This is a genomic window from Streptomyces sp. NPDC038200, from assembly GCF_055600785.1.
Map to the genome: position 1 here is coordinate 1 of NZ_JBVJYH010000047.1, position 9,966 is coordinate 9,966.

Annotated in this window: 2 protein-coding genes and 1 pseudogene; all 3 read right to left on the minus strand. The window is 74.0% G+C overall.

What is annotated here, in order from left to right; translation table 11 throughout:
- A partial coding sequence (locus ACZ7KF_RS41360; RefSeq protein WP_471087831.1) for a beta-ketoacyl synthase N-terminal-like domain-containing protein occupies window positions 1–681 on the minus strand: 681 nt, incomplete at its 3' end.
- Window positions 682–735: 54 nt separating this feature from the next.
- A pseudogene (locus tag ACZ7KF_RS41365) lies at window positions 736–6,654 on the minus strand (type I polyketide synthase); the annotation flags it as partial.
- A gap of 105 nt (window positions 6,655–6,759) precedes the next feature.
- Window positions 6,760–9,966 (minus strand): type I polyketide synthase (locus ACZ7KF_RS41370; protein ID WP_471087828.1); only part of this gene is annotated, 3,207 nt, incomplete at its 5' end.

A 9,966-nucleotide genomic window follows, 5' to 3' on the forward strand; every position in this document is an offset into this window, starting at 1 on the left:
CAACGCGACCAGCGACGACGAACACGCCGTGTCCACCGTCACCGCCGGCCCCTCCAGACCCAGCACATACGAGATACGACCCGAAGCGACACTGCCGGACGTCCCGATGCCGAGGAAGCCGGCCGTCTCGTCGTCGGGAGCGGCGGAGCCCGCCACGGTGCTGCCGTAGTCGTGGTACATCACTCCGGCGTAGACGCCGGTCCGTGAGCCGCGCAGCGAGTGCGGGTCGATACCCGCCCGCTCCAACGCCTCCCACGACGTCTCCAGCAACAACCGCTGCTGCGGATCCATCGCCAACGCCTCACGCGGCGAGACACCGAAGAACCCCGCGTCGAACTCCCCCGCGTCATGCAGGAACCCACCCTCACGCACATACGTACGCCCAGGCACACCAGGCTCCGGATCGAACAACCCCGCCACATCCCAACCCCGATCGGTAGGGAACGGGGAGACCGCGTCCACCCCCGACGCCACCAGATCCCACAACCCCTCCGGCGACGACACCCCACCCGGGAACCGGCACCCCATCCCCACGATCGCGATCGGCTCATGCCTGGCCGACTCGGTCCGGCGGATCTGCTCGCGGGCCTCGTGCAGGTCGGCCATGGCGCGGCGGAGGTAGTCGCGGAGCTTTTCTTCGTTGGTGGCAGGCGTTGCGGAAGACACGGTGCTGTTCTCCAGGGGTGTGGGACGGGCGGCGGGGCGGGAGAGCCGTGGCGGCAGGCGGGCCCTGGGCTACATCGATCGGAAGTCGCTGTCGAAGAGGTCGAAGAGCTCGTCGTCGGTGCTGGCGGCGAGGCGTTCGCCGACCGACACCTCATCGGGGCCCTGCCCGTCGTGACCGTTCGAGCCGTTGACCGGGCGGACGCCCGCCACCGGCGGGGCGAGCGTGCCGAGCAGTTCCTGAAGGCGTTCCGCGACGTGGGCGCGGCCGTTGTCGTCGGTGACAGCGGTGGCCAGTCCGTCCCGGATCCGATCGAGTGCCTCCAGAACGGCCGGGACGTCCGCGGGAAGTTCCTGACCGCCCTTCGGCAGTTCCTGTTCCAGGTGGTCGACGAGTGCCGCCGGCGTCGGATGGTCGAAGACCAGTGTGGCGGGAAGCCTCGTTCCGGTGACGGCGGTGAGCCTGTTGCGGAGTTCGACGGCGGTGAGCGAGTCGAATCCGGCTTCCTTGAAGGAGAACTGGAGTTGGACGCGTTGGGCGTCCGCGTGCCCGAGCACCGAGGCGATTTCGGTGCGCACGAGCTCCCTGAGGACGGCGAGCCGCTCGCCGCGCGGCTTCCCGGCGAGCTGTTCGGCCAGGGTGCCGGATGCCGGGGCCGTGGTCGGGGGCTCCTGGCCCGCCGCAGGGTCCGGCGTGCCCGCACCGGACGAGGGTCCGGCACCGGCGGGCGGGGGCACCAGGGCGTGCAGCACTTCGGGTACCACGCCTGCGTGTACGGTGCCGCGGGCGGCACGAGCACGCAGGCCGGCCAGGTCGAGGCGGATCGGCAGCAACACTGCCTCGGTCCTGGAGGGGTCGCATGCCTCGTCGAACAGTTCCAGTGCCTCGGCGGGGTCGAGGGGCAGGATTCCGGAACGGCGCAGCCGTGCCAGGTCGGCGGCGGCCAGGCTCGCTCCCATGCCGTCGGCCCCTGCGCTACCGCCGTCGCCGTCACCGCCGTCGCCCCACAGGCCCCAGGCCAGGGACACGGCGGGCAGGCCCTGCGCGCGCCGCCAGGCGGCGAACGCGTCGAGGAAGCTGTTGGCGGCCGCGTAGCCGGACTGGCCGGGACTGCCGAGGGTTCCCGCAGCCGACGAGAAGAGGACGAAGGCGGACAGGTCCAGGTCACGGGTCAGTTCGTGCAGGTGTGTGACCGCGTCCGCCTTGGCCCGCAGAACTGCCGAGACCCGTTGGAGGGTCTGTGCCGTGACGATGCCGTCGTCCAGCACACCGGCGGTGTGCACGACAGCGGTGAGCGGGTGCGCGGCGGGGACGGCGGCCAGCACGCCTTCGAGCGCCGAGCGGTCGGCGGCGTCACAGCGGACGATGTTCACGACGGCGCCCAGGTCGGTCAGTTCGGCGGCCAGTCCGGCCGCGCCCGGGGCGTCCGCGCCGCGCCGGCCGGCCAGTATCAGGTGCCGGACGCCGTGCTTGGTCACGAGATGCCGGGCCACGGCCTTGCCGAGCGTTCCGGTTCCGCCCGTGACGAGCACGGTGCCGTCCGCGCGCCAGGGGCCGGCAAGGCTCCCCGACGGGGCGGGCCCCATGGCCGCGGCCGCTTCCGGCTCGGTGGCGTCGCCGAGGGGACCGGCGGCAGCGCCCTGCCCGTTCGCTCCATGGGTGAGTCGGGGTACGAGGACCTCGTCGCCGCGCAGGGCGAGTTGGGAGGCTCCCGAGGTGACGGCCCGCGACAGGGAGCGGTACGAGGCAGCCGGGTCGGACGGGTCCGCGTCGACCAGTACGAAGCGGCCCGGGTGCTCGGACTGTGCGCTGCGCAGCAGTCCCCAGGCGACGGCCGCGGCCGGGCGGACCGCGCTGGTGCCGGCGGCCACCGCCCCGTGTGTCAGCACGACCAGTCGTGCGTCGGTGAAGCGGGCGTGGGCCAGCCAGCCCTGCACCACGGCCAACGCACGTTCGGCCAGGTCGTGGGCGCCTGCGGCAAGGTCGTCCCCGTCGTGGCCGAGCTCCACCAGGACGTGGTCGGGCAGGGGCGTGTCGGAGGCCGCGAGCGCGGCCAGATCGTCGTAGGTCCGTACCGGTGCCTGCGCTCCGTCGCGTACGCCCTCGAGGAGGGCCTGGCCCGCATCGCCGAGGACGCCCCACTCCGCTGCCGCCGGCCTGGGACGGGCGTGTCCGGCCACCGGAGCGGAGGCCGACGTCCACTCCAGTCGGTACAGCGGTGTGCTCCGCTCCTGCGGACTCGGGAACCGGTGCGCCGGGAGGGGACGCAGCGTGAGTGAGCGGGCGGTGAGGGCCGGGCGGCCCGCCGGGTCGGCCGCCGCGACGGTCACGGCGTCGGGTCCCGCCGGGGCGATCCGTACGCGCAGGGAGTCGGTGCCGCGGACGTGGATCCGGACGTCGCTCCACGAGAACGGCAGCAGGCCGTGGGCCTCGGTGAACTGCTCGCCGAACCCGGTGGCGTGCGCCAGAGCGTCCAGCAGGGCCGGGTGCATGCCGTACCGCGAGGCGTCGGCTGCCGCCTGGCCGGGGAGCCGGACCTCGGCGAAGATCTCTTCGCCGCGCCGCCAGACGGCGCGCAGTCCCCGGAACACGGGGCCGTACGTCACGCCCGCGTCCGCGAGGCGCCGGTACTCAGCCGCGAGGGCGTCCGCGTCGAGGGCCACCGGGGTCGCGTCGGCCGGGGGCCAGACGCCGAGCAGGTCCGCCGGCACGTCGACGCCGTCACCGGCCTCCTCGGTTCCGGGGGCGAGGGTGCCGGACGCGTGCCGGGTCCAGTCGGAGGGGGCGTCGACTGCCCGAGCGGCGTCGGCGGGCCGGGAGTCGATGCGTATCGTACGGATGCCTTCCGCGTCGGGACCGCTCAGCGTCACGCGCAGCCGGACCCCCTCCCCGCTCTCGGGCAGGACGAGGGGCGTGGCGAAGGTCAGCTCGGCGACCCGGGGGCAGCCCGCTTCGGTGCCCGCCCAGGCGGCGATGTCCAGGAGGGCCGCTCCGGGTACCACGGTGCGGTTCTGGACGCGGTGGTCGGCGATCCACGGGTGGGTGCGGACGGAGAGCAGCCCGGTCCGTACGGTGCCTTCCCCGTCGGGCAGGTCGATGGCGGCCGGGAGCAGGGGCTGGTCCGCTGCCTCCAGACCGGTGGTGGTGAGGCCGGCGGCGGGGGCCGGGACGTCCAGCCAGTAGCGCGTGCGCTGGAAGGCGTAGGTGGGGAGATCGACGGCGGGCCCGTCACCGTCACCGTGCACGGCCGCGAGGTCGACGGGGACACCGTGGGTGTGGACGGCGGCCAGGGCCCCGAGGCAGGTGGTCGTCTCGTCGCGATCCCGGCGCAGCAGCGGCACCGTCAGCACGGGACGCTCCTGCCCGTCGGCGGGGGAACCGGCCGTGTCACGGTCCGTCGAGCCGTCCTGGTGCGGGGCGTCCTGTTCCTCTTCGCGCAGGCAGTCACGTCCCAGGGCGGACAGCACGCCGTCCGGTCCCAGTTCGACGAAGGTGTCGATCCCCTGGTCGCGCAGGGTGCGGAAGCCGTCGCTGAAGCGCACGGCCTCGCGCGCGTGGCGCACCCAGTACTCCGGGGTGCACAGCGTCGCGGCCGACGCGACCTCGCCGGTCAGGTTGGAGACCACCGGGATGCGCGGCTCGGCGTAGGAGACGTCGCGCGCGATCCGGGCGAACGGTTCCAGTGCGGCGTCCATGCGCGGCGAGTGGAAAGCGTGGCTGACGGGCAGCACCTTGGTACGGCGGCCCCGCTCCCGCCACAGTGCGGCGAGCTCGGCGACCGCGTCCTCGTCGCCCGAGATCACGGTGGCGTCGGGCCCGTTGAGTGCGGCGACGGCGATGCGCGCCGGCCTACGAGCCGTGAGCGCCGTGATCGTCTCCTCGATCTCCGGGCCGCCTGCCTGGATCGCCGCCATGGCGCCACCGGCCGGCAGCTCGCCCATCAGCCGCCCCCGCGCCGTCACCAGGCGGGCGGCGTCGGGCAGGGTGAACACTCCGGCAACGTGGGCGGCGGCCAGTTCGCCGACCGAGTGCCCCAGGAGTGCGTCGGGGCGCAGGCCCCAGGCGCTCACCAGCTCGAAGAGGGCGACTTCCAGGGCGAACAGCGCGGGCTGGGTGTACTCGGTGCGGTCGAGGAGACCGGCCGTCGCGCTGCCCGGTTCCGCGAACATCACCTCGCGCAGCGGGCGGTCCAGGTGCCGGTCGAGTTCCGCGGCCGTCTCGTCCAGGGCCCGGGCGAACACCTCGTACCGCTCGTAGAGCCGGCGCCCGGCGCCCGGCCGCTGGCTGCCCTGCCCGGTGAAGAGCAGTGCGGTACGGCGTCCGCGTGCGGCCCGGCCGGTGATCACCCCGGGTCCGTGCGCGGCGCCGGACGCCAGCTCCGTGAGGCCGCTCAGGAGTGCGGCGGTGTCCTGTCCGATGACGACGGCCCGATGCTCGAACGGTGTACGGGAGCGGGCCAGCGTCCGTCCGACCGCGGCGGGTGACACGTGGGGGCGGGCGGCGAGATGGCCGTGGAGTCTGCGGGCCTGGGCTCGCAGCGCCGCTTCGGTCCGGCCCGAGAGCAGCCAGGCGCCACCGCCGGCGAACGGTTCGCGCTCCGCCGCCGTGTCGTCGCTGTCCGGGACGCCCTCCAGGATGAGGTGTGCGTTGGTGCCGCTGGCGCCGAAGGAGGACACGCCGGCGCGGCGCGGGGCGTCCCCCTGGCCGGGCCAGTCCTGTGTCTGCGTGAGCAGTTCCACCGCGCCCGCCGACCAGTCCACCCGGCTGGAGGGACGGGTGACGTGCAGGGTGCGGGGCAGCCGGCCGTGGCGCATCGCCAGCACCGTCTTGATGATGCCGGCCACGCCGGCAGCGGCCTGGGTGTGGCCGATGTTGGACTTCAGCGAGCCGAGCCACAGCGGCCGTTCGGGGCTGCGGCTCGTACCGTACGTGTGCAGCAGGGCCTGTGCCTCGATGGGGTCGCCGAGCCGGGTTCCGGTGCCGTGTGCCTCCACCGCGTCGATCTGGTCGGGGCCGAGGTCCGCGTTGGCGAGCGCCTCGCGGATCACCCGCTGCTGGGCGAGGCCGTTGGGGGCCGTCAGGCCGTTGCTGGCACCGTCCTGGTTGACGGCGGAGCCGCGGATGACCGCCAGTACGGTGTGGCCCTTGTCCACCGCGTCCGACAGGCGCATCAGGAGCAGCATTCCGGCACCCTCGGCGAAGCTGGTGCCGTCGGCCGCGTCGGAGAACGCCTTGCAGCGCCCGTCGGAGGCCAGGCCGCCCAGTCGCGCGAAGTCGATGAACAGGTCGGGGGTGGACAGGACGGTCGCGCCGCCCGCGAGCGCCATGTCGCACTCCCGCTGCCGCAGCGCCTGCGCCGCCAGGTGCACGGCGACCAGTGACGAGGAGCAGGCCGTGTCGACGGTGACGGCGGGACCCTCCAGCCCGAGGGTGTAGGCCACCCGGCCGGAGGCGATGCTGCCCGCGCTGCCGTTGACCAGGTAGCCCTCGAGACCCGGCGGGATCTCGTTCAGCCGGGCGCCGTAGTCGTGGTACATGACACCCGCGTACACCCCCGTGCGCGAGCCGCGGACGGAGGCCGGGTCGATACCGGCCCGCTCGAACACCTCCCAGGCGGTCTCCAGCAGGAGCCGCTGCTGCGGGTCCATGGCCAGGGCCTCTCGCGGGCTGATGCCGAAGAACTCCGCGTCGAAGTCGGCGCTGTCGTGGAGGAAACCGCCCTCGCGGGAGTGGACGGCTCCCGACTCCGGGTGGTGCAGCGCGTCCAGGTCCCAGCCCCGGTCGTCGGGGAACGGCGAGACGGCATCGGTGCCGGAGTCGACCAGTTCCCACAGACTCTCGGGGGTGGTCACCCCGCCGGGCAGCCGGCAGCTCATCCCCACGATGGCGATGGGCTCGCGGGCGTTGTCCTCCAGCGCGTTCAGCCGCTGGCGCGTGCTGTGCAGTTCGGCGACAACCCGCTTCAGGTAGTCACGGATCTTGTCGTCGTTGGCCGTCATCGACCGGACCCTCCTGGCCTACGTGCTCGTGTCGGTGCAAGGCGCGCCTGCTGCGGCGCGCTTCGGTGCGGGTGGGGAACGCGCACGGCGTCCCGCTCACAACTGGTCTTCGATGAAGGCGAACAGGTCGTCGTCGGAGGCGGAGTCCAGCTGCCCCAGCAGGTCGGGGCCCGCCTGCACGCCGTGGCTTCCTGTGCCGGCGGCCGTTCGTGTGCTGCGGTCGCCGTTCCGTGGGGCGTCGCCGACCACCGCCAGCAGTTCTGTGAGACGTCGGCGGACGGCGTCACGCCGCGTGTCGTCGGCCGCCATGCCCCGGACCGCCCGGTCCAGGGCATCGATGCCCGACAGCGCCGCAGCGCCCGCGTCGTCCTTGCCCTCCGCCATGAGGAGCTCCGCCAAGTGGCCGGCGAGCGCGTCGAGGTTGGGGTGGTCGAAGACCAGCGCCGGCGGCAGCCGCAGTCCGGTGACGGCATCGAGCCTGTTGCGCAGCTCGACGGCGGTCAGCGAGTCCAGACCGATCTCGCGGAAGGAGCGAACGGGGTCGACCGCGGTCTTGTCGGTGAAGCCCAGCACGTCGGCCAACTGCGCCTGGGCCACGGCCAGGAGTTCGTCCCGCCTTCCCGCCGCGTCCAGCCCGGCCAGTCGTTCGCGCAAGTCTTGCGCCCGGCTCGGTACGTCCGTGACCGCGGACGCCGCCCGTGCGCCACGGCCCGTTCGCACCGCGCCGCGCCGTACGGCGGGCGCCGCCAGCGTACGCAGCAGCAGGGGCACCGAAGCGGGCCCGTGTTCGGCGGCCCGCCGACGCAGTGCCGCCGTGTCCAGCCGCATCACACAGATCTGCGGCGCGTCCGCGCCCGCGGCGGCACCAAGTGCCCGGTCGAGCAGTTCGAGACCCTGCTCATTCGTGAGCGGCGCGATGCCGGACCGCTCCATGCGGCGCAGATCCACCTCGCCGAGATGGCCGGTGAACGTGCTGGCGGCGCTCCACAGTCCCCATGCCAGGGACACCGCGGGCAGCCCCTGCGCGTGCCGGTACTGAGCCAGGCCGTCCAGGAACGCGTTGGCCGCGGCGTAGTTGGCCTGTCCGGCCCCGCCCAGCAGGCCGACCGCCCCGGAGTACAGGACGAACGCCTTCAGCGGCATTCCCGCGGTCAGCTCGTGCAGGTTCAGTGCGGCGTCCGCCTTGGGGCGCAGCACGCGGTCCAGCCGTTCGGGGGTCAGCGCCTCGACGACGCCGTCGTCCAGGACGCCGGCCGTGTGGATCACCGCGGTCAGCGGGTGTGCGGCGGGGACGGTGGCGAGGGCCTCCTGCAGCGCTGCCCGGTCCGTCGCATCACAGGCGAGGAGCTGCAACTCGGCGCCGAGACCGGTGAGTTCACGCTCCAGTTCGGCGGCCCTGCCGGCGTCGCGCCCGCTGCGGCTGAGCAGCAGCAGATGCCGTACGCCGTGTGCGGTGACCAGGTGCCGGGCCAGCAGGCTGCCGAGGGTGCCGGTGGCGCCGGTGACGAGCACGGTGCCCTCGGGATCGAACCCCGTGCCCGTCGCGGTGAGCCCGTCTCCCGGGGTGGGCAGGACCGCCAGCCCGGGCGTGCGTACCTCGCCTGAGCGAAGGGCCAGTTGGGGAATTCCGCTGTCGAGAGCGGCGGGCAGCGCCTGGTACGAGGCGTCCTGCCCGTCGTGTTCGACGAGGACGAAGCGGTCGGGGTGCTCGGTCTGCGCCGAACGCATCAGCCCCCACAGCGCCGATCCGGCGAGGTCCACCTGCCGCTCGTCCGCCTCGGTGGCGACGGCGTGCTCGGTGAGCACGGCGAGGCGTGCGGCGGCGAAGCGCTCGTCGGACAGCCAGCCCTGTACGAGGGCGAGCCCCCGCCGAGCCGTGTCCCGTACCCCGTCGGCCAGAGCCGTCCCGTGCGGGGCGGCGGTGCCGGGCTGGGCCCCGAAGTCAGCGAGGACGATGTCGGGGCGGTCCGCTCCGGAGTCCAGCGCCGTCCGCAGTGCGTCCAGGTCGGGGAAGACCCCGACACACCCCGTGCCAGGGTCCGCCGTCGCGTACCGTGCGGCGGCACCGCCCTGCCCGACAACCGCCCACCGGCGCGTCGCACCGGACGGGGCGGAGGCGAAGAGCCCTGTGGCCGGCGGCGCCGCGCTCGCGATCGGGCTCCGCTGCCAGTCCACGCGGTACAGCGGCGCGGACGTCGTGCCACCGACCAGTTCCACCAGCCGGTCCTGCGCGAGCGGACGCAGCACGAGCGCGTCCAGCGACAGCACCGGGGCACCGGCGAGGTCGACGGCCTCGAGCGACACGGCCCCGTCCCCGGCCGGGCCCAGGCGGACCCGCAGCGCGTCGACACCGGTCGCGTGCAGCGTGATGCCCCGCCAGGCGAACGGCAGCAGCACGGATCCGTCGTCGGGCCGCGGCACGAAGTCGCCCAGCAGCCAGGGTTGCAGAGCCGCGTCGAGGAGGCCGGGGTGCACCCCGAACCGCTCGGCGTCCAGCGCCGCGCCCGCGGGCAGGCGGACCTCGGCGAACACCTCGCCCTTGCGCAGCCAGACGTCCTCGACCCCGGCGAACACCTCGCCGTACTCGTATCCCAGCGCGGAGAACCGGTCGTAGAGCTCCGTCGGCTCCACACGCACGGAACCGCTCGGCGGCCAGGCCGCGCGGCTCCACTGCGGCCGGCCCGGGTCGGGGGCGGCGTCAGGGGCCAGTACGCCGATGGCGTGTCGGGTCCACTGGCTGGTGTCCCCGTTTTCCGCCTCCGGCCGCGCGAACACGCTCACGCGGCGCCGGCCGGAGGAGTCGGGCTCGTCGACCACCACCTGGAGCCGGATGCCGCCGTGCACCGGCAGCGGGGCCTCGATGCTCAGCTCCTCCACGCCCGCGCAGCCCACGACCGCGGCGGCATGCAGCGCCACGCCGACGAAGGCTGTTCCGGGCAGCAGGGCGGTCCCGGCCACGGTGTGGTCGGCGATCCAGGAGTGAGAGGCCGGGGAGATCCGCCCGACGAGCAGCAGCTCACCGGACTCCGCGAGCGGCAGCGCGCCGCTGAGGAGCGGGTGCTCCTCCCAGGTCATGCCGAAGCGGGCCGCAGCGGAACTGCCGGTGCCGGCGGGTGAGGCCTGTGCCCAGTAGTGCTGGCGTTGGAAGGGGTAGGTGGGCAGGTCGACGGTGCGGGCGCCGGTGCCGTCGAAGAGTGCCGGCCAGGTCACGTCGACGCCCTGGACGAAGGCTTCCGCCACCGAGGTCAGGAAACGACGCAGACCACCGTCGTCACGGCGCAGTGATCCGACCGCACAGACCTG